Below are 19201 nucleotides of genomic sequence, written 5' to 3' on the forward strand. Positions count from 1 at the left end.
GGGGATATTTAAATGGGAGCTTATGAAATCAATAAACAGTTATTAACGAACGAGGAGAAAAAAGAATTAACGATAAATAAAGAGCAGCAAACGATTAGCCGAAAGAAAGAAGTATTTCGCAAGTTTATATCAAACCCTATAGCAGTTTTAGGCGCAGTGACGTTATTACTAATTATTATTTTCTCACTAATTGGCGAAAGTTTAACGTCATTTACTGCGAGTGAACAAGTGAAAGAAGCAACTAATTTACCTCCTAGTAGCGAGCATTGGTTCGGAACTGATGATTTAGGAAGAGACATATGGGCGCGTACTTGGGCTGGTGGGAAAATCTCACTAACAGTTGGATTGGTAGCAGCAGCGCTAGACATAGGTCTTGGTGTACTAATCGGAGGTTTTAGCGGATATGTAAGAGGGCGTAATCGTCTTGGAACGTTAATAGATGAATGGATTATAAGAGGGATTGAAGTGTTATATGGTATCCCATACTTATTAATTGTTATTTTACTATTGATCGTGATGAAACCAGGACTTTTTACAATTATAATCGCTCTTGCATTAACAGGGTGGATTGGCATGGCACGTCTCATTAGAGCCCAAGTCTTATCTTTAAAACAAAGAGAATTTGTTGTCGCAGCAGAACGGTTAGGTACGTCTCATATGAAAATTATATATGGACATTTAATTCCAAACTTAACAGGCATTATTATCGTAAATTTATCATTTACAATTCCGGCAGCTATTTTCTCAGAATCATTTTTAAGCTTTATCGGACTCGGAGTACAATCACCAGCCGCTAGTTGGGGAACGATGACGAACGATGCACTCGGGACATTACTGAGCGGAGAATGGTGGCAATTATTCTTCCCAGCAATCATGATTGCGCTTATTATGTTTGCATTTAATGCAATTGGTGATGGTTTGCAAGATGCAATTGATCCAAAAATCGTAAAAAGGAATCGAAAGGAGAAAAAACATGGGACAGCTTTTATCTTTAGAAAACGTAACGTTAGCCGTTGAAAAAGAGAATAGTAAGCAAGCGATTGTGAAACATGTTTCCTTTTCTATTAACGAAGGTGAAATAGTTGCACTTGTAGGAGAGAGTGGTTCAGGAAAAAGTGTTACAGCACAATCTATTATCGGACTAAATCAAGAGTCTATTCACATCGATGATGGAAGTATCTCTTTCCAATCTCAAGGATTAACGAACTTACAAGACTTAGAGTGGAATCAAATTCGAGGGAAAGATATTTCCTTTATCTTTCAAGACCCTCTGTCTTCCTTAAATCCGACGATGAAGGTAGGAAGACAAATTACAGAAGTAATTTTGCAACATGAGAAAAAATCGAAAAGAGAAGCAAAAGAAATTGCAATTAACTTATTAAATGATTTAGGGATACATGAAGCAGAGAAACGTTTTGAACAGTACCCACATCAATTAAGCGGAGGTATGAGACAACGTATTTGTTTAGCAATTGCATTTGCTTGTCACCCAAAGCTCGTTATTGCAGATGAGCCTACAACTGCATTAGATGTAACGATTCAAAAACAAATTATGGGGTTATTAAAAGAGCGAAAAGAAAAACAAAACACGAGTATTTTATTAATTACACATGATTTGGCGCTTGTACGTGAAGTGGCAGATCGAGTAGTTGTGATGTACGGGGGACGTGTTGTTGAAAAAGGGACGATACAAGAAGTAATAGGTTCACCGAAGCACCCGTATACGAAAAGTTTATTGCAAGCAATTCCGAATATGGATGATGCTGAAAAAGCACTTAGAGCAATTGAGGGAACAACACCATCAATTGAAACATTGAACAGCTTTGGGTGCCCATTTGTAAATAGATGTCCAGTAGCAATACAAGAATGTATTCATCGTTTCCCAGAGAGAACAACATATTCTCTAGAACACAGTTCACATTGTTGGCAGCATGTTCTCGAGCATAACCAAGCGAAATCAAAAGGGAAGGTGAATGCCTCATGACGACAGATTTAATTGCGGTAAAGCAAGTAAAGAAAACATATGGCAGTAAAAAGAAAGAAATAACAGCGTTAAAAGATATATCACTTTCTATTCCGAAAGGAACAACACTTGGCATTATTGGAGAAAGTGGTTCAGGAAAAACAACACTCGGTAAACTCATAGCTGGGATTGAGAGTCCAACGTCTGGTGAAATTGATTATAACGGTCAAGTTGTTCACAAGTTGAAGTCAGCTCATAAACGAGATTTCTTGCAGAAAGTACAGTTCATTTTTCAAGATTCAACAGCTGCATTAAATCCGCGCTGGAAAGTACGCGATAGCGTAACAGAAGGCTATATGTCATTCGGTTTAGGCGATAAAAGGCTGAAAGATAAAGTCGCAGGTGATGCGCTAGAACGTGTTGGATTAGATAGACGATATATTGATCGTTACCCGCACGAATTTAGCGGAGGACAACGTCAACGGATCGCTATTGCAAGGGCGTTATTATGTGAGCCCGAGGTATTAATTCTTGATGAACCAATTTCGGCATTAGACGTTTCATTGCAAATTCAAGTTGTACATTTACTGCAGAAAATTCAAAAGGAGCAAGGTTATACATATTTATTTATCGCGCACGATTTGCCGATGGTTCACTACTTATGTGAAAAAGTGGCTGTCTTATATAAAGGAGAACTTGTTGAATTTGGAAATACGGACGAAGTATTCCGTAATCCACAACATTCTTATACAAAAACATTATTAGCATCAACACCAAAAATTTCGGGTTAAAGGAGAATGTAGGATGAAGAAGTTTTTACTGTTTGTCATTATGGCTGTTTTAGCGATCACTTCTGTCGCTTGTGGTAAGAAAGAGACGCAAAAAGCAAGTGCTGGTAAGGGAGAAGGAGATCGATTAGTAACGAATATTAGTAGTGATCCATATACACTTGATTCCGCTATTGCAACAGATAGCACGTCAGGTTATGTAATAGGTCATTTATTCTCAAGCTTATATACGCAAGATAGTGATGGGAAATATCAAAATGAATTAGCAGAAAAAGAAGAAGTAAATGCGGATGGAACTGAATATACAATTTATTTAAAGAAAGATATTAAATGGTCAGATGGTTCTCCTATTACAGCAAATGATTTTGAATTTGCATGGAAGCGATTATTAAATCCGAAAACAGGTTCTATGAATGCAACAGAAATGTATTTTATTAAAGGTGCAGAGGCATATAATACTGGAAAAGGTGAAGAAGGCCAAGTTGGTATTCAAGTTGTTGATCCTCAAACATTAAAGGTAACACTTGAGCACCCAGTTGCTTCTATTAAACAAAAATTAGCGAGTTCATTGTTTATTCCACTATCTAAAAAATCAATTGATGATAACAACAAATTAAAAACAGATCCAAAAGAGTTAATTACAAATGGACCATTCACGTTGAAAGAATGGAAGCATAACCAAGCTATTACAGTACAAAAAAATAAAGAATACTATGATAAAAAGGTAACGTTAAAAGAAATTGAGTTTCGTATTATTCCAGATTCTAAAACAGCGTATCAATTGTATAAATCAAAAGAACTAGATTTATTAAGTAGCTTACCACAAGAGATGATTGAGAAAGAAAAAGGGAATAAAGAATATAAACGTGTTGCGGGCTTCTCATCTTATATTTACTCGTTTAACGTAGAAAAAGAGCCATTTACAAATGCGAAAGTACGTAAAGCATTTTCATTAGCAGTTGATCGTAAGTTTATCGTTGAAAAACTGTACAAGAATAATGCGCAAGAGGCATATGCATTCGTTCCAGAAGGAGCAAAAACACAAAGTGGTCGTGATTTCCGTAAAGAAAAAGGTGATTACGTAAAATTTGATACAACAGAAGCAAAAAAATTATTAGAAGAGGGTATGAAAGAACAAGGTTGGTCTACATTACCTGAAGTAACATTAAAATTCACAACGGATACACAGCATAAAAAAGTAGCAGAAGCAATGCAGGAAATGTTTAAGAAAAATCTTGGTGTAGATATTAAGTTAGAAAATAAAGAGTGGAAGAGTTACATCGATACATATAAGCAAAGTGATTTCCAATTAGCTTATATGGGATGGGGCGGTTCTTTATTAGACCCAATTACTAAACTAGATTTATATGCAGGTGATGGTCCAAACAACTATGCAAAATGGCATAATAAAGAATTTGACGCTTTAGTAAAAGAAGCAGAAGTTGAACAAAATGAAGATAAGCGTTTTGACTTATTGCATAAAGCAGAAGATATTATGTTTACAGATTCACCGTTAATTCCAATTATATTCCCTTCTGATTCTTACTTACAGAAACAAACGGTATCTGGACTTCAATATTATGTTGGATCTAAACCAGATTTAAGATATGCAAAAATAAAGAAGTAGGCAACCGCCTACTTCTTTATTTTATTTCTCTTTTATATTCTTTTTTCGTTCCATCAGAGAAGACAACTTCTAAATCAAACTTTTGGTAGTCTTTATCAAGTTTGAACACGTTTACTACTTGATCAATTACTTCTTGGTCAGGTGTATCTTTATCAAATTTTAATTCTTGTAGAAGTGGGCTTAATTTTGTAATAGCCTCGTCACCTGTAAAGTTTGCATTTGATTTGTGGTCTTCAAGTTTTGCTTCCATTTTTTTATCTGCTGCTACATTTTTATAATCGGCCTCATAGTCTTTCTTCGTATCTTGATAGTCTGCATCTAAACTAAATTCATTGAAGTTTAGTTTTAAATCAGCAGGGGCTTCATTCTTTGCCTCTTCTGTAGTCTTTTTATTAGAAGTTGTATCTTCTTTTGCGGGAGCTTTACATCCTGTTAATACAGGTACTAGCATAAGCGCTAATAAAACTGATAGTAAAATTCTCATTATAAATTCCTCCTTATGTAAATTGGTTCTATACAAGTTTTTCCAAAAAACATGTAATTATGTATGTGTTGAAATAAATTATTAACTTATAGCCACAAAGCTTAATCCGCAATTTAAATCAAAAACAATTTGTATGTATATGGTAAATTAAGGTTGTGAGGAGGTACTAAAATGCATGAAGAATATAAAGAGATGATAAAAAAATCAATTGAGTATATAGAGGATCACTTACATGAGGAGCTTACAACAGACAGAGTGGCATTTCACAGTGCGGTATCGATGTACCATTTTCATCGTATTTTTCAAAGGTATATTGGGATGAGTGTAACGGATTATATTCGGAAGAGAAGGTTAACTCATGCTGCGCAGGTTTTAGTGTCAACGGAGAGAGCTGTTATTGATATTGCAGTGCAATACGGTTTTTCCTCACAAGAGGCATTTACGAGAGCTTTTAAAAAAATGTTTCAATTGCCACCGAAGAAATATCGAAAGTACTTTCAGTCATTTTATATAGAAAGAGAGGGTGTTTCAATGAAAAAAGGTATACCGAAAGGTTGGGTATTAAGTGGAAGTCATCCTGCTGAATATGAGATGGGGTTAGATTATGAAGTTGTCCATCAAGGAAAAGTATCTGCATACATAAAAGCGAAAGAGAATGTTACGCATGGAGGATTTTCAACATTAATGCAAATCTTCCGAGCTGATAAATATGTAGGGAAAAGATTACGTTTTACAGCATTTGTTAAGAGTGAGAACGTAAGAGATTGGGCAGGGTTGTGGATGCGAGTAGACGGAAACGATACGGAACCGCTCGCTATGGATAACATGCAAAATCGCCCAATTAAAAATACAAATAACTGGCAATCGTACTCGGTTGTATTAGATATAAAAGAAGGAGCGCTTGGTATTGCATTTGGCGTTTTATTATCAGGAGAAGGCTGTGTGTGGCTAGATAGTATTCGATTTGATGAAGTGGATGAAAAAATTCCTTCAACAGATTTGGCTGAAAACTTTTATGAAACACTACTAGAAGAACCGGTAAATCTGCAATTTGAAGAGATAGAAAAGTAAGGAGAAAATGTATGTTCAAATATGTAAAACTAATAAGTATTAGTTTAGTAATATCGTCTTGTATTATGGGAATTAACTATTTCATTAGCTATCTGTGGTCAGGGCATATACCTTCTTTGACGTGGAGAACATATTTGATGTTTATGTTTATATTTATTATGAGTTTTAGTTCGATGCAAAAAGATGAGGATTATTAACGATAGTCTTCTTCGCCTTTCTTTCATTAACACAAATGTTCATAGCTGTTTTCGGAAATGCAGGTATGATCTTTAATATAATTTCACTATCGTTACAACTCGTAAGTTCGGGTGTAATTGTACCGCATGAAATGCTTTCTAAAACATATCAAACAATCGGCGAATTATTTCCCGCAACATATGCAGCAAATGGCTATTATACAATAATATTTGGGGGAGTTAGTCTAGAGAAAAATATTATTTCATTATTAGTCATTATATTAGTTACGCAATTGGTAGTAGTAATTACTGTATCTATAAAAGGAATAGTAAAGAGAAGAAGTCATGTAGTTAAAGAAGTATAAAATAAAAAGGTATCCTGTGATTGGATACCTTTTTATTTTATTATTTTGCAACTTCTGTCCACCTGTAGTTAAATTCACCGCCGAAGTCAGTTGTTACAAGCCCTTTAATGAAAGAGCGTTGTAGGTAAGAACGACCTTGTTGGTATAAAGGAGCGACCGCACCGTCTTGTAATAGGATTTTTTCAGCTTGCTTCATTGCTTCAAAGCGCGCTTTTTCATCGCCAGCTAAATCTGTTTTCACTTTATGGATTAGCTCATCGTACTCTTTGTTAGAGTATTTATCGAAGTTATAAGCGCTATCTGTTGTGAATAAATCTAAGAATGTAATTGGGTCAGCGAAGTCAGGGCCCCAGCCATCAATACCGATTTCATAGTCACCACTTAATAGCAGTTTCAACTGTTGTTTACGTGGTTGCGGTTTTAAATTCACAGTTAAGCCATCTAGGTTCTTTTCTAGTTCACCTTTTAAATATTCACCAGTCTTTTTAGCTAAAGCATTATCACTTGTTAATAGTTCGATTGTTACTTTGTCAGTGCCAAGTTCTTGTTTCGCTTTTTTCCAGTTTTCTTTCGCTGTTTTCACATCATCTTTGACTAGATTTCCATTTTCTTTACGGAAGTCGTTACCTTCTGGGCTCTTTGCGAATTTTGCAGGAACCATTCCTTCAGCCGGAACCGCACCGTTATTTAAAATTGTTTCTACGTATGCTTTTTTATTCATGGCTCCGTTAATAGCAAGGCGTGCATGTTGATTTTTTAATGTTTCATTTTTTTGATTTAGTCGTAAGAATTGAATACCAACTTCAGCACGTTCTTTGAAGTTTGAATCGCCCTTATATTTATCAACAAACTCTGCAGTTAAAGCGACACGATCAATTTGTCCTGAATCATATAAGTTAACTTCTGTAGACTTATCTTTAACGACATTGAAGTTGATTTCTTCTAATTTTACAGTTTTAGCATCCCAATAGTTAGGATTTTTCTTCAATTGGAAGCTTTGCTCGTGTTTCCAGTTATCTAATGTGAAAGCACCGTTGTAAATTAAATGATTTGTTTCTAAACCATATTTATCGCCTTGGGATTTTAAGTAATCTTCATTAATTGGTAAGAATGTTGAGAATGTCGTTAAGCTTAAGAAGTATGGAACAGGACGGTCTAGTTGTACTTCTAACGTTTTATCATCAAGAGCTTTGACCCCTAGTTGATCAATTGGCAATTGTTTCTGGCTTATTTGTTTCGCATTCTGTATATCGAAGAATAAGAATGCATATTCAGCTGCTGTATCAGGACTTACGGCACGTTGCCAAGCGAAGACGAAGTCCTTTGCTGTAACAGGAGTACCGTTTGACCATTTTGAATCACGCAGGTGGAATGTATATTTCGTTTTATCGGAACTAACGTCAACTGACTCAGCAACACCAGGAATCGGTTTATTATCTTCTCCCATTGCATATAAACCTTCAAAAACATTTCGCATTACGTTCATGGATTCCCCATCCGTTGCTTTTGCAACATCCATTGTTGGAATTTCTGAAGCAAATGATAAGTTAATTGCCTGTTTATCAGGCGCTTTATCATTTGCTTTCGCTCCACTTGCATTATCTTTATTTCCCCCGCAAGCAGTTAGTAATAGACTTGCCCCTAAAACAGATGCAACAACAGGTACAACTTTTTTCTTCATTGTTCGTTCCTCCCTAAATGTGTTGTTCGTAACGTCATAATGTCCATGTCTTGAAGTGTAACTATAGAAGGAGAGAAAACCTATTATAGATATGTGTATGTAGGTAATCATGTGTTCTATATGTATATACATGTTGAGCTATAATCTATCGTTATATGTTTCAACGTAGTAGACATTATATTTGATGGTTAAATATTTCGTTTCTTTGATTATTTAGAATATTAACACTGGAAAGAACTATATGTCAATAATAAAAATAGATTGTTAATTTTGTGAAATAATATATTAAAAAAGTAGATTCCCTCGTGTTGGGGAACCTACTTTTAATATGTTTTTCTAAAAAAATAATTGATGTGAGGTAATAATCAGTGGGGAATGAAGAAAACCTCACTGATTAAAGTTTCGCTTTATTTCTCAATTTTTGCCCATTTGAAGTTTAATTGACCTGCAAAGTCTACTTGCACAATTCCTTTCACATAAGAACGTTCTAAATAAGATTCGCCTTTTTGATAAAGAGGAGCGATAACAGAGTCTTTAAATAATATTTTCTCGGATGCTAGTAATGCTTCCCAGCGAGCTTTTTCATCACCGGCTAAAGTTGTTTTTACTTTTGCTATTGTTTCATCAAACTCCTTATTAGAGTAATGATCTAAGTTGTAAGGGTTATTCGTTGTAAATAGCTCAAGGAATGTAATTGGATCCGCAAAGTCAGGGCTCCAGCCGTCAATTCCAATTTCGTAGTCACCTTTTAATAAAAGTGAAACTTGTTGTTTACGTGGTTGCGGCTTTATATTTACCGTTAAGCCATCTAAATTCTTTTCTAGTTGTCCTTTTAAGAATTCACCAGTTTTCTTTTCAAGGTCACCGTCACTTGTTAATAGTTCTAACGTTATTTTTTCAGACCCAAGTTCTTGTTTTGCCTTCTTCCATAATTCTTGAGCAGATTTTGTATCAACCTTTGTTAAATCGCCATTTGCAGTACGGAAGTCTGTTCCGTCAGGTCCTTTTGCAAAGTTTTTCGGCACGAGACTAGAGGTTGGTGTAGAGCCGTCATTTAATAACGTATTTACAAAGGATTTTCGATCAATTGTTTGATCGATTGCTTGGCGTGCAGAAACATTTTGAAGTACTTTGTTTTGTTGATTCATACGTAAAAATTGTACCCCGACATTTGGACGTTCTTTAAAGTTAGCGTCCTTTTTATATTTATCAACGAAGTCAGATGTTAGTTTTATACGGTCTAATTGTTTTGACTCGAATAAATTTACTTCTGTAGACTTTTCTTTTACGATGTTAAAGTTGATTTCTTCTAGTTTGACAGTATCTTTATCCCAATAGTTAGGATTTTTCTTGAATTTAAAGCTTTGCTCGTGCTTCCAATCGCTTAGTGTAAAAGCTCCGTTGTACAAGATTGTATTATCTTCTAATGCATATTTATCACCTTGTGCTTTAAAGAATTCCTCGTTAATTGGTAGAAATGTAGGGAACGCTGTTAAGCTAATAAAGTACGGAACAGGACGTTCTAATTCTACCTCAAACGTATGGTCATCAATTGCTTTTACACCAAGTTGATCGGCTGGAAGTTCTTTGTTGTTAATTTTTGTTGCATTTTTAATATCAAAGAATAGAAATGCATATTCAGAGGCTGTTGTTGGATCAACAGCTCTTTGCCAAGCAAAGACAAAGTCTTTCGCTGTAACAGGAGTGCCGTTTGACCATTTTGAATCTCGTAGGTGGAATGTGTATTTCGTTTTATCGCCACTTACTTCATGAGATTTTGCAACACCAGGGACAGGTTTGTTACCTTCACCAAGATTATACAAACCTTCAAATACGTTCCTCATTACTTGACCAGAATCAGTATCTGTAGCACGAGCTGTATCCATTGTTCGTATTTCAGTAGGTGAAGATAAGTTTAAAACCTGCTTACTAGGCGCCTCGTCTTTTGCATTTGCTCCACTTGCTTCGTTTTTATAACTACCGCAACCAGTTAATAAAATACTTACTCCTACAACTGATGCAATACCGGGTACAAACTTCTTTTTCATTTGATTTTCCTCCTAAATAATTAAGTTTGGATGATGATGAGGGAAATGAAAAATAAAAAATCCCTCTTTTCATATTGAGAAAGAGGGATTTTTACGTACAAGTTATGCACCCGTATATAAACGAAGTCCCTCATTCTATCTTTCAAGCACAAAGCTTGCAGGAAGTGGCACAGTATTCAAAATGAACCTGTTGCCGAGGTTTCAAAGGGCCAGTCCCTCCACCTCTCTTGATACAATGAGTAAACGAATAAACTTTATTAATTTTTGTGTTTCTTTGATAATTCAAAATCTTACACCTTGGATAATGAAGTGTCAACCGAATGAAATATAGTTTAAATTTTCAGTTTTCTTTAACGAAAAAACCACTGCATATGGCAGTGGTTTTTCTATTAGAAGTTAAAGTTATCTGGATCTGGACCAACGCGACGATCTTCATTTAGAGCTTGAATTGCTTTCATGTCATCCGCACTTAATTCAAAATCGAATATATTTGCATTTTCAATAATGCGATGTTCTTTAATAGATTTAGGGATTGTTACAACTTCGTTTTGTAGATCCCAGCGTAAAATAATTTGTGCAGTTGATTTATTATATTTTGTTGCAATGTCTTGTAATGTTGGGTTGTCTAGCAGTTGGCCTTGCATTAATGGTGACCAAGCTTCAAGCTGGATGTTATGTTCTTTACAGAAAGCATGTAATTCTTCTTGTGCTAAACGTGGGTGGTATTCCACTTGGTTGACCATTGGCTTAATTTCAGCAATTTCAAATACGTCTTGTAAGTGGTGAATGTGGAAATTACTCACGCCGATAGCGCGAACACGGCCGTCTTTATAAAGCTTTTCTAATGCTTTCCATGATTCAGTGTATTTCCCTTTTACAGGCCAATGTACTAAATATAAGTCTAAATATTCTAGACCTAGTTTTTCTAATGTAGTTTCAAATGCTTGAAGTGTTGTTTCATATCCTTGATCGCTATTCCATACTTTTGATGTAATAAATAATTCTTCACGTGAAACACCTGATTCACGGATCGCTTGTCCAACGCCTTCTTCGTTTTGATAGATTGCTGCAGTATCAATGCTGCGGTAGCCATTTTTAATTGCTGATTTTACAGATTCAATTACTTCTGAACCATCTTCTACTTTAAAAACACCTAAACCGAACCAAGGCATTTTTACACCGTTATGTAATGTTGTATAGTCTTTTAAACTTGTTAAATTCATATTATTTCCCCCTAGCTTTTTTGTTTGTTGCTTCTACTGCTTCTTGAATTGCCTCTGAAAAATTATATTCATATAAAGCTTTGAGACCCTCAGCTGTGGAACCACCTGGTGTTGTTACCTGTTCGCGGAGGTTAGCTGGATCTTGCGTTTGTTCAAGCATAGAAGCAGAGCCAGAAATCATTTGAATGACAAGGTGTTTGGCAGTTGCTTCATCGACTCCATAATTTTTTGTTGCTTCAATTAAGCTTTCAGCAAAGTAATAAAGGAAAGCTGGTGCACTTCCAGTAACGGCAGTAAGCTGATGAACTTCTTCCTCAGTGCAAAGTTGCGAAGTACCAATGCCTCTTAAAAGCAGTTGTAAGGTTTCCTGATGCATCTCGTTTACTGATTGTCCCATTGTATATAAGGAGATAGACTTTCCAATTTCAGCAGCTGTATTTGGCATAATCCAAGCAACAGGTGTCCCCACGGGAAGTCTTTCTTCTAAATAAGATGGACCAATGCCAGCAGCTACCGTTACGACAAGTTGATTCGATAGTAACGGAGATAATTCTGCTAATAATTCTTCATGTGCAGAAGGTGGCATTGCTAAAACAATCGTATCAACAGATGTAACATGCTGCTTCCAATCTGTTGTAGTAGACACATCATATCGCCCTTGTAATTGCTTTAGCTTTTCTACGTTGCTTCGGTTAGAAACGATAATTTCTTCGATGTATTCTGTGCTTGTTTTAAGTAATCCGGAAAATATAGCTTCTGCCATACGACCAGCACCAATAAATAAAATTCGATGTTTAGTTAGCATATCCTTTATTCCTTTCTAGTGAAGATATGTTATAAAAAACGATACCATTTCTAAGAGAATTTTGTAAAAGGATAAGGCTTATCGTGAAAAGGATGAAAATGGAGGGAGGAGGGTTAATACAAATAAGGTTATAAAAATTATTATACTTAAAAAATAGTTGTAATAAAAAACCCCTGAAGCATAACCGCTTCAGGGATTAATAGATTATAAGTTTATGCTTTTGTCATACCTAACAATACAGCGCCGCCGATAATTAAAACACTACCTAGTGCAATAAAGATCAATTGACGTTTTGTTTTCTTTTCACCTAAGAAGACAATCGCACCGAATGTTGAGATAACGATTCCAGTTTGAGATAATGGGAAGCTTGTTGCTACTCCGACACGTGGTAATGAAAGAAGTAAGAATAAGTTTCCAGTTCCCCATAGTAAACCAGATAAAGCATTACGGATTGCATATTTGTTAAATGGTTTATGTTTAGATGTCAGTACAACCGCACCAACAAACATACCAACTGCTTGTGGTAAAATAGCAGACCAACCATCGATATTATACCAACGAATAATAATTACATATACAAGGTAGCCGAAAGTAGAAACAATTAAAGTAAGAAGTCCTTTTTTCAATTGTCCTGGTGGCTGTGCATTTTCTTTGTCATCTAATGATGTGAATACAACACCAACTACGATTAATAGGATTGCAATCGTTCCCAGAACAATCGTTGTTGTAGTAGTCCACTCACGGAAAGCGATAACTCCAAAGATAGAAGTTGCAACAAGTTGCATACCAGTAGAAATTGTTACAGTAGTTGAAACACCTAGTTTTTCAACTGTTTTTAATTGGTTTACTTGTCCTAAAGCCCAGAATAAACCTGAAATAAAACCAACAATCAAGACTGTCATTGTTAAAGCTGGTTGAGTAAATACATACATAATTGTTGCGAAGAATAGAGCACCGATTGTCATACCTACCGTTTGGCTATATGCACCACCGCCCATTTTTACGCTTACTAATAAGATGTTTCCCCATGCAATTGCAGGAAGAAGCGCTAATAAAATGTCCATTACAAGACTCCCTTCGATTTCCTATACCAATATAATTACATATCGTTCTAACGATCGGTAATGCCCCACTAATAGAGTAGAAGATTACCGATCGCTAAAACAGGATGAAGAATTTACGATATAAATGCGTTTTCATTTCTTCATTTTTTGAAACACCTCCATATAATAACAGGAAATTGCCTATTTTAGAAAGTGAATTCAAATAAAATGTATATTTTAATAAGAGGTAAAATTCAGTTATTTCCCGAAGGTATATTTTATTTCCTAAGAAATAAATAAGCAGCTTCGAAAAAAGCTGCTTTAAGAGTTGGTAATTTTTTTATTGATAAGCTGGATACATAGCAGAAATAGGAGTGACATACTGATAGTGATAACTACAAGTGTCCAAGCGAGTTGCATATTACTTGCATCAATCGCCATATAAATTGCAGTTGGGATAGTCTGTGTTTTACCAGGAATGTTCCCAGCAAACATAAGTGTAGCACCAAACTCACCGAGCGCACGAACAAAGCTCAAAATCATTCCGCTTAGTAAGGCAGGAAATGCAAGTGGAAGTGTGACGTGTAGAAAAACTTGATATTCACTTGCACCAAGGTCACGAGCACTTTCTTCAATTTGTACATTCGCGATAGAAAATCCTGTTTTTGCTGATTGGTACATAAGCGGAAATGCAACAACTGTAGAAGCAATGATCGCAGCAGTAGATGTGAACATAATAGACTGCTGAAACAAGGATTCTATCCACATTCCAATGGGACTATTATTTCCAAAAATGATAATGAGAAAAAAGCCAATTACAGTTGGTGGAAGTACCATTGGTAATAAGAAAATTGTTTCTAATATAACTTTATATCGCCATGAGGAGCGTGCTAAAGTCCGTCCGATAATCGTCCCTAAAATGGTAACGATAATGGTGGCACATGCAGCTACTCGTAAAGATAGAAAGATTGGTGACAAAATAGCATCAAAGCTCATGGCAATTATGATAGGACTGTAAATCCATATTTTTTAAAGATAGATTTTGCATCTTTTGATTGCAAATACTCATAAAATGAAGTCGCCTCTTTCTTATGCTTAGATTCCTTTATAACGCCTAATGGATAGTGGATAGGCTCATGAGAATTAGCTGCCGCTGTCTCGCCAATCTTTACTTTGTTTGAAATAAGAGCATCTGTTTTGTATACAATACCAGCATCGACATTACCTGTTTCTACATATGTTAACACTTGGCGAACATCTTTTGTAAATACGATTTTATTTTGAATGTCATTCCATAGATTTTCGTGTGTGAGAGAGGCTTTTGCATATTTTCCCGCAGGTACAGATTCAGGTGTACCAAGTGCGATTTTCTTAATTTTTTCACCTTTTAAATCTTGAATTTTTGTAAGAGAACTATCTTTTGGGACAACTAGAACGAGTTTATTTCCAAGAAGATTTTTCCCTTCTTTTTCATCAATGAATCCTTTTTTAACAAGAGCTTGGAATTTATCTTCGGCTGCTGAGAAGAATAAATCAGCAGGTGCACCTTGTTCAATTTGTTGTTGAAGTGCACCAGAAGCACCGAAGTTAAAAGAAAGCTTAATATTAGGTTCTGTTTCTTTATATTTTGTTTCAATTTCTTTTAGTGCATCTTGTAAGCTTGCAGCAGCTGATATAGTAAGCTCAACTGTTTTTCCTTCTTTAGCAGTTGATTTCTCTTTCTTGTCTCCGCTTGTACATGCAACGCTAAATATAAGAAGAAAAGAAAGTATAAGTGCCCCGATGGATCGTAATGTAAACTTGTTCATAAAAAAATCCCCTTTCATTTTGATATATTCAATTATAACTAATTATAACTAGATATAACTAGTTATAATTGAATATAATTTGAACGATGTAGTTGTTTTTAATATAGGAGAAATATTCTTTTCTTTGTTACAATGAAGGAAGAAAGTGAGGAATCGTCTATGGATCATCATTCCTACACAACGGAAGAAGTAGCGAAGCGATTAAAAGTATCAAAATTAACGGTATACGATTTAATTAAAAAAGGAGAACTGCCTTCTTATAGAATTGGTAGACAGATGCGCATTGATGCAACGGATTTAGAACAATATATAAAGCAAATGAAAACAGGGAAAATACAAGGCACTCCTGTAAAGAGCGAAGATAGTAGAGGCTTGAATACATGTATTATTAGCGGACAAGAACTAACGTTAGATATGTTGGCGAAACGTATAGAAAATCGCCTGCCAAGTTCAAATATATTAAGGGCATATCAAGGTAGTTTAACGAGTTTAATAAAGATGTATCAAGGAGAAGGAAGTATCGTTAGCTTGCATTTGTTTGATGGCGAAACGGGTACATATAATGTTCCTTACGTAAAACGTATTTTAGTTGGACAACCGTGTACGATGATTAATTTATTAGCAAGGAACGTTGGGTTTTATGTGCAAAAGGGGAATCCTAAAAATATAAAAACATGGGATGATTTATCCCAATCATCTATAAGATTTGTAAATCGAGAAAAAGGCTCTGGCATTAGGGTATTAGTGGACGAACAATTGCGCATTCAAAAGTTAAATAAAGAACGTATTAGTGGATATGAATGGGAAGAATCGAATCATCTTGGTGTTGCCACACAAGTCGCGAATGGGAAAGCTGATGTGGGAGTAGGGTCAGAAAAGTTTTCACAAATTGTAAATGTAGATTTTGTTCCAATCATGAAAGAACAGTATGATTTAGTGATTTTGAAGAATAAAGAAAATGAAGAGCTGATCGAAGTTGTAAAAGATATTCTGCAATCGGAAGAATTTCATAATGAATTAAAAGCGATTGGTGGATACGATATGACGAAAACAGGTCAGGTTATATATGAAACAAACTAAAAAGCTGCTTGTCTATAAGACAAGCAGCTTTTTCTATATATAAAGGGGTTTGGGGAAACAAAGTATTAAACGAGACCTTGAGCAAGTGTGTAAATGAAAGCTGTAAGAAGAGTAGCTCCACTTGCAAGTCCGATAAAGTGAAACTTTAATCAGTGAGGGCGGGGTATCCCTCACTGATTATTAGTTGAACCAATCGGGCTTTACGGGCAGTTGATTCCAAACCTAACTTCTTTGATTTCGTTGGATTTTGAAGTGGAAATCTTACTGCCCGTTAATGCGGGGTAAAGTCTGATTTGTTGAGAGTAATGTTGTTCATTATAATCTCTCCTTATTTGTTTAATGTAGTTGCAACAGCTTTTGCATCGACAAGTGCGGATAGCACCATGCCCATTGTATTTAAAAATTTGTTTGATTTCATTTTGTTCATCATGCGTATCCGCTCCTTTTCGAATTGTTGTTGCCCTGCTTTATGTCTTAATTATAGGAAATATGGTCGCCTGCAACTATCGAATTAGCTTACGGAAGGCTTACACTTTTGTAAGAAAAAAAGACATTCGTGTAAGAATGTCTTTTAAAGCATATTGATATGATGATGTTCTTCAATTGTTTTTAAAAAGCTACGCATTGAATTCGTCATATAGCTATCTTTACGGCGTATGAAAACCGTTGAAATACTACCATATTTTTCAGGGATTGCATGACAATGTACCTTACCAGCTTTAGAAAGATGGTGGACAGCAGACTGTGGTACGAGTGTAATTCCGAGGCCGAGTGCAACACTGTTTAATATTGTCTCTAATATATTAAATTCCATAATTCTTTTTGGTAGCAAACCTTCATCTTTAAGCCATCGTTCTAGTTTGGAACGGTATCCACATCCTTGGTTAAAAACGAGTAGGGGCGTTGTTGTAAATTCTTCTATATGAAAAGCTTTATTTTGTGTTATCAGCATTAATTTTTCTGTACTAACATCGTATTGTTCAATTAGTGGATGTTTAATAGGACCTGATATAAAGGCACCATCTAATTGGTGATCAAGTACTTCTCTAATTAATTCTTCTGTTAGACCTGCCTGTAATGATAAATCAACATTCGGATAGCGTTTATAGTAAGAAGATAAAATGGTAGGTAATGTACTTACTGTTTCGACAGTACCGATTTTTAATATACCAGAAGGTGTTTCACTATCTAAAAATACTTGTTTTAGCTCATCAACATCTTGCAAAATTTTATTAACATAAATGAGCATTTTTCTTCCTTCGGCTGTTAAAGTCATGCCTCGTTTATGACGATAAAAGAGCGGTGTTTTGAGCTCATTTTCTAGTTGTTTAATACGTGCAGTTACATTTGATTGTACGTAGTTTAATTCCTTTGCTGCGCTACTTACACTACCCTGGTCGGCAACGCTCTGGAAGATTTGTAAATCTCTTAATTCCATAATAAGATCCTCCTTGATGTTAACTATCATTATAAGTGATAGTTAACATCATTTTGAATCATTTTACGTGATATATTTTTTCTTTTACAATTCTCTTTGTGCAAATAGAAAGAAGTGGGGGATTTTGGTGAAAAAAGGTCAAATGATAATAGGGGCTTTAGCGTGTTTAATTGCAAGTATGTCATGGGGAGCAATGTTTCCGGTTGCTGATCATGCGTTAGAATACATAGATCCATTTTATTTTTCGCTTATTCGCTATGGAGCGGTGGCGATTGTACTGATGGTATTGCTGTTAATGAAAGAAGGAAAACAGGCATTTCGTTTAGAGGGAAGAGGAAAGTTACTCGTCTTTTTCGGGACGATGGCGTTTACTGTATATAATGTACTTATATTTTTAGGTCAAATGTTAATGGGGAAATCAGGTGTGATGGTAGCCTCCATTATGGAAGCACTTATGCCGATGATTTCTATTTGTATTCTATGGGGATATAAGCATGTAAAACCGAAAAAGTATATGATAACGAGCATGATTATCGCTTTTGTAGGAGCTATATTTGTTATTACAAAAGGTGATATGAGTTTCTTTTTAACGTTGAAAGATAATATGTTTTCACTAGCATGTATATTTGTTGGAGTTGTAGGTTGGGTTATTTATACGATGGGTGGTCAAACGTGTAGCGACTGGTCAACATTACGTTATTCTACGTTGACGTGTGTATTCGGTACGACTGTCACAGGGATTATAACTGTAATTATTACATCGCTTGGATATGTATCGGTCCCGAACATGGGAACGATTTCTATCGTGAAATATGATTTATTGTTTATGATGACATTGCCGGGAATCGTAGCATTACTCGCTTGGAATTACGGTGTGAAGATTTTATCATCTATTAATGGGATTTTATTTATTAACTTTGTGCCTATTACGACTTTAATAATTATGATGATGCAAGGATATCAAATAACGATGTTTGATATTGTAGGAACTTTACTTGTTATTGCAGCACTTATTCGCAATAACGTTTGTCAGAGAAAAGAAGAAAATATAAATAAGATGGTTTTGCAAGAAGAGCAATTACGCCAAGCTGTTTAATAGGCAATTGGAGGATTTCATATGTTAGAAAGTTTATTGTTTTTCTTTGCTGTCGGAGTTGCTTGTGAGCTTGCAGCAATTAACCGAAATGGTCGTAAGAAGATAAAACAACAAGCTGAAATGATACAGCTTTTAAAAGAGTTAAAAGAAAGAAACATTTAAAAAGACGACCGGGCATAGACGGTCGTCTTTTTCTATATAAAGGGGAAAGGGGACACAAAGTTATACAAGCGTAGCAGCGTAAATAAAAGCAGTAAGAAGAATTGAGCCGCTAGCTAATCCTAAAAAATCTAATTTGTTAAAAGTGATATTGTTCATAATAAACTCTCCTTACTTGTTTAATGTAGAAGCAACAGCTTTTGCATCGATTAGAGCGGAAAATAACATGCCCACTGTATCTGAAAGATTGTTTGATTTCATTTTGTTCATCATATGAATCCGCTCCTTTTCGAATGGTTGTTGTTTCTTTCTGACTTAATTGTATGTAATATCGTAAGAAGTAACT

The 19201-nt window shown here is 35.3% G+C and carries 20 protein-coding genes, 1 pseudogene and 1 riboswitch; of the genes and pseudogenes, 10 read left to right on the forward strand and 11 right to left on the reverse strand.

The window, feature by feature from the left end; all coding sequences use genetic code 11:
* The first annotated feature begins 12 nt into the window (after window positions 1-12).
* Genes FS742_RS25310 through FS742_RS25325 form a run of 4 tightly spaced genes read left to right on the forward strand, consistent with a single transcriptional unit; the run spans window position 13 to window position 4378 of the window.
* A complete protein-coding gene (locus FS742_RS25310; protein WP_144615931.1) occupies window positions 13-1017 on the forward strand; it encodes an ABC transporter permease in 1005 nt (334 codons plus the stop codon).
* Window positions 974-1984 carry an ABC transporter ATP-binding protein gene (locus tag FS742_RS25315; RefSeq protein ID WP_144616100.1) on the forward strand — a complete coding sequence of 337 codons (1011 nt, stop codon included), beginning with the start codon at window positions 974-976 and terminating at the stop codon, window positions 1982-1984. The genes FS742_RS25310 and FS742_RS25315 overlap by 44 nt, the downstream gene beginning before the upstream one ends.
* The gene (locus tag FS742_RS25320; RefSeq protein ID WP_144616102.1) at window positions 1981-2754 is read left to right on the forward strand and encodes an ABC transporter ATP-binding protein; all 774 of its coding nucleotides are present in this window, start codon (window positions 1981-1983) and stop codon (window positions 2752-2754) included. The genes FS742_RS25315 and FS742_RS25320 overlap by 4 nt, the downstream gene beginning before the upstream one ends.
* A gap of 13 nt (window positions 2755-2767) precedes the next feature.
* The gene (locus tag FS742_RS25325) at window positions 2768-4378 is read left to right on the forward strand and encodes a peptide ABC transporter substrate-binding protein (protein ID WP_144616104.1); all 1611 of its coding nucleotides are present in this window, start codon (window positions 2768-2770) and stop codon (window positions 4376-4378) included.
* A 16-nt stretch (window positions 4379-4394) separates the two neighbouring features.
* Here FS742_RS25325 and FS742_RS25330 read toward each other — a convergent pair whose 3' ends face one another.
* On the reverse strand, window positions 4395-4862 hold the full coding sequence (locus tag FS742_RS25330) for a YusW family protein (RefSeq protein ID WP_144616106.1): 468 nt from the start codon (window positions 4860-4862) through the stop codon (window positions 4395-4397).
* A gap of 171 nt (window positions 4863-5033) precedes the next feature.
* On the opposite strand from FS742_RS25330, the gene FS742_RS25335 reads away from it, so the two are divergent.
* The 3 genes from FS742_RS25335 to FS742_RS25345 are packed head-to-tail and all read left to right on the forward strand — an operon-like array spanning window position 5034 to window position 6474.
* Window positions 5034-5933: a helix-turn-helix transcriptional regulator gene (locus FS742_RS25335; RefSeq protein WP_144616108.1), complete on the forward strand. Its 900-nt coding sequence runs from the start codon at window positions 5034-5036 to the stop codon at window positions 5931-5933.
* Window positions 5934-5944: 11 nt separating this feature from the next.
* Window positions 5945-6130: a hypothetical protein gene (locus FS742_RS25340; RefSeq protein WP_144616110.1), complete on the forward strand. Its 186-nt coding sequence runs from the start codon at window positions 5945-5947 to the stop codon at window positions 6128-6130.
* Window positions 6131-6165: 35 nt separating this feature from the next.
* Complete coding sequence (locus tag FS742_RS25345; protein WP_144616112.1) at window positions 6166-6474, forward strand: ABC-2 transporter permease; 309 nt, start codon at window positions 6166-6168, stop codon at window positions 6472-6474.
* A 40-nt stretch (window positions 6475-6514) separates the two neighbouring features.
* Here FS742_RS25345 and FS742_RS25350 read toward each other — a convergent pair whose 3' ends face one another.
* From FS742_RS25350 to modA, 7 genes are all read right to left on the reverse strand, one after another.
* Window positions 6515-8155: a peptide ABC transporter substrate-binding protein gene (locus tag FS742_RS25350; RefSeq protein ID WP_144616114.1), complete on the reverse strand. Its 1641-nt coding sequence runs from the start codon at window positions 8153-8155 to the stop codon at window positions 6515-6517.
* 407 nt (window positions 8156-8562) lie between these two features.
* The gene (locus tag FS742_RS25355; protein ID WP_144616116.1) at window positions 8563-10203 is read right to left on the reverse strand and encodes a peptide ABC transporter substrate-binding protein; all 1641 of its coding nucleotides are present in this window, start codon (window positions 10201-10203) and stop codon (window positions 8563-8565) included.
* A 132-nt stretch (window positions 10204-10335) separates the two neighbouring features.
* Window positions 10336-10440: riboswitch (SAM riboswitch) on the reverse strand.
* 152 nt (window positions 10441-10592) lie between these two features.
* Window positions 10593-11426: an aldo/keto reductase gene (locus tag FS742_RS25360; protein WP_144616118.1), complete on the reverse strand. Its 834-nt coding sequence runs from the start codon at window positions 11424-11426 to the stop codon at window positions 10593-10595.
* A gap of 1 nt (window position 11427) precedes the next feature.
* Window positions 11428-12231, reverse strand: a complete 804-nt coding sequence (gene proC / locus FS742_RS25365) for a pyrroline-5-carboxylate reductase (protein WP_144616120.1) — start codon at window positions 12229-12231, stop codon at window positions 11428-11430.
* Between the two features lie 212 nt (window positions 12232-12443).
* Window positions 12444-13295 carry a GRP family sugar transporter gene (locus tag FS742_RS25370; protein ID WP_000353549.1) on the reverse strand — a complete coding sequence of 284 codons (852 nt, stop codon included), beginning with the start codon at window positions 13293-13295 and terminating at the stop codon, window positions 12444-12446.
* 300 nt (window positions 13296-13595) lie between these two features.
* Window positions 13596-14270 carry a molybdate ABC transporter permease subunit gene (gene modB / locus FS742_RS25375; protein ID WP_144616122.1) on the reverse strand — a complete coding sequence of 225 codons (675 nt, stop codon included), beginning with the start codon at window positions 14268-14270 and terminating at the stop codon, window positions 13596-13598.
* 5 nt (window positions 14271-14275) lie between these two features.
* Window positions 14276-15082 (reverse strand): molybdate ABC transporter substrate-binding protein, encoded by an 807-nt coding sequence (modA, locus tag FS742_RS25380; protein WP_144616124.1) that lies wholly within the window; start codon window positions 15080-15082, stop codon window positions 14276-14278.
* A gap of 132 nt (window positions 15083-15214) precedes the next feature.
* Here modA and FS742_RS25385 point away from each other — a divergent pair, with 132 nt between their 5' ends.
* Window positions 15215-16162 (forward strand): helix-turn-helix transcriptional regulator, encoded by a 948-nt coding sequence (locus FS742_RS25385; RefSeq protein ID WP_186327216.1) that lies wholly within the window; start codon window positions 15215-15217, stop codon window positions 16160-16162.
* A gap of 65 nt (window positions 16163-16227) precedes the next feature.
* Here the strand turns inward: FS742_RS25385 and FS742_RS25390 are convergent.
* Window positions 16228-16308: pseudogene (locus FS742_RS25390) on the reverse strand (DUF3948 family protein); the annotation flags it as partial.
* Between the two features lie 425 nt (window positions 16309-16733).
* Entirely contained in the window at window positions 16734-17600 is an 867-nt protein-coding gene (locus FS742_RS25395; RefSeq protein ID WP_144616128.1) for a LysR family transcriptional regulator, read from the reverse strand.
* 127 nt (window positions 17601-17727) lie between these two features.
* On the opposite strand from FS742_RS25395, the gene FS742_RS25400 reads away from it, so the two are divergent.
* On the forward strand, window positions 17728-18696 hold the full coding sequence (locus FS742_RS25400) for a DMT family transporter (protein WP_144616130.1): 969 nt from the start codon (window positions 17728-17730) through the stop codon (window positions 18694-18696).
* Between the two features lie 21 nt (window positions 18697-18717).
* A complete protein-coding gene (locus FS742_RS25405; protein ID WP_000894069.1) occupies window positions 18718-18858 on the forward strand; it encodes a YrzO family protein in 141 nt (46 codons plus the stop codon).
* 60 nt (window positions 18859-18918) lie between these two features.
* On the opposite strand, the gene FS742_RS25410 is transcribed toward FS742_RS25405, so the two are convergent.
* The gene (locus FS742_RS25410) at window positions 18919-19014 is read right to left on the reverse strand and encodes a DUF3948 family protein (protein WP_001059999.1); all 96 of its coding nucleotides are present in this window, start codon (window positions 19012-19014) and stop codon (window positions 18919-18921) included.
* Between the last annotated feature and the right edge of the window lie 187 nt (window positions 19015-19201).

This window comes from Bacillus cereus (genome assembly GCF_007678085.1).
Lineage (GTDB): Bacteria > Bacillota > Bacilli > Bacillales > Bacillaceae_G > Bacillus_A > Bacillus_A cereus_BE.

Excerpts from the sequence above, each read along its gene's own strand:
- FS742_RS25310 (WP_144615931.1), top strand. The coding sequence starts at position 13 with ATGGGAGCTTATGAAATCAATAAACAGTTATTAACGAACGAGGAGAAA.
- FS742_RS25315 (WP_144616100.1), top strand. The coding sequence starts at position 974 with ATGGGACAGCTTTTATCTTTAGAAAACGTAACGTTAGCCGTTGAAAAA.
- FS742_RS25320 (WP_144616102.1), top strand. The coding sequence starts at position 1,981 with ATGACGACAGATTTAATTGCGGTAAAGCAAGTAAAGAAAACATATGGC.
- FS742_RS25325 (WP_144616104.1), top strand. The coding sequence starts at position 2,768 with ATGAAGAAGTTTTTACTGTTTGTCATTATGGCTGTTTTAGCGATCACT.
- FS742_RS25330 (WP_144616106.1), bottom strand. The coding sequence starts at position 4,862 with ATGAGAATTTTACTATCAGTTTTATTAGCGCTTATGCTAGTACCTGTA.
- FS742_RS25335 (WP_144616108.1), top strand. The coding sequence starts at position 5,034 with ATGCATGAAGAATATAAAGAGATGATAAAAAAATCAATTGAGTATATA.
- FS742_RS25340 (WP_144616110.1), top strand. The coding sequence starts at position 5,945 with ATGTTCAAATATGTAAAACTAATAAGTATTAGTTTAGTAATATCGTCT.
- FS742_RS25345 (WP_144616112.1), top strand. The coding sequence starts at position 6,166 with ATGTTCATAGCTGTTTTCGGAAATGCAGGTATGATCTTTAATATAATT.
- FS742_RS25350 (WP_144616114.1), bottom strand. The coding sequence starts at position 8,155 with ATGAAGAAAAAAGTTGTACCTGTTGTTGCATCTGTTTTAGGGGCAAGT.
- FS742_RS25355 (WP_144616116.1), bottom strand. The coding sequence starts at position 10,203 with ATGAAAAAGAAGTTTGTACCCGGTATTGCATCAGTTGTAGGAGTAAGT.
- FS742_RS25360 (WP_144616118.1), bottom strand. The coding sequence starts at position 11,426 with ATGAATTTAACAAGTTTAAAAGACTATACAACATTACATAACGGTGTA.
- proC (WP_144616120.1), bottom strand. The coding sequence starts at position 12,231 with ATGCTAACTAAACATCGAATTTTATTTATTGGTGCTGGTCGTATGGCA.
- FS742_RS25370 (WP_000353549.1), bottom strand. The coding sequence starts at position 13,295 with ATGGACATTTTATTAGCGCTTCTTCCTGCAATTGCATGGGGAAACATC.
- modB (WP_144616122.1), bottom strand. The coding sequence starts at position 14,270 with ATGAGCTTTGATGCTATTTTGTCACCAATCTTTCTATCTTTACGAGTA.
- modA (WP_144616124.1), bottom strand. The coding sequence starts at position 15,082 with ATGAACAAGTTTACATTACGATCCATCGGGGCACTTATACTTTCTTTT.
- FS742_RS25385 (WP_186327216.1), top strand. The coding sequence starts at position 15,215 with ATGAAGGAAGAAAGTGAGGAATCGTCTATGGATCATCATTCCTACACA.
- FS742_RS25395 (WP_144616128.1), bottom strand. The coding sequence starts at position 17,600 with ATGGAATTAAGAGATTTACAAATCTTCCAGAGCGTTGCCGACCAGGGT.
- FS742_RS25405 (WP_000894069.1), top strand. The coding sequence starts at position 18,718 with ATGTTAGAAAGTTTATTGTTTTTCTTTGCTGTCGGAGTTGCTTGTGAG.
- FS742_RS25410 (WP_001059999.1), bottom strand. The coding sequence starts at position 19,014 with ATGAACAATATCACTTTTAACAAATTAGATTTTTTAGGATTAGCTAGC.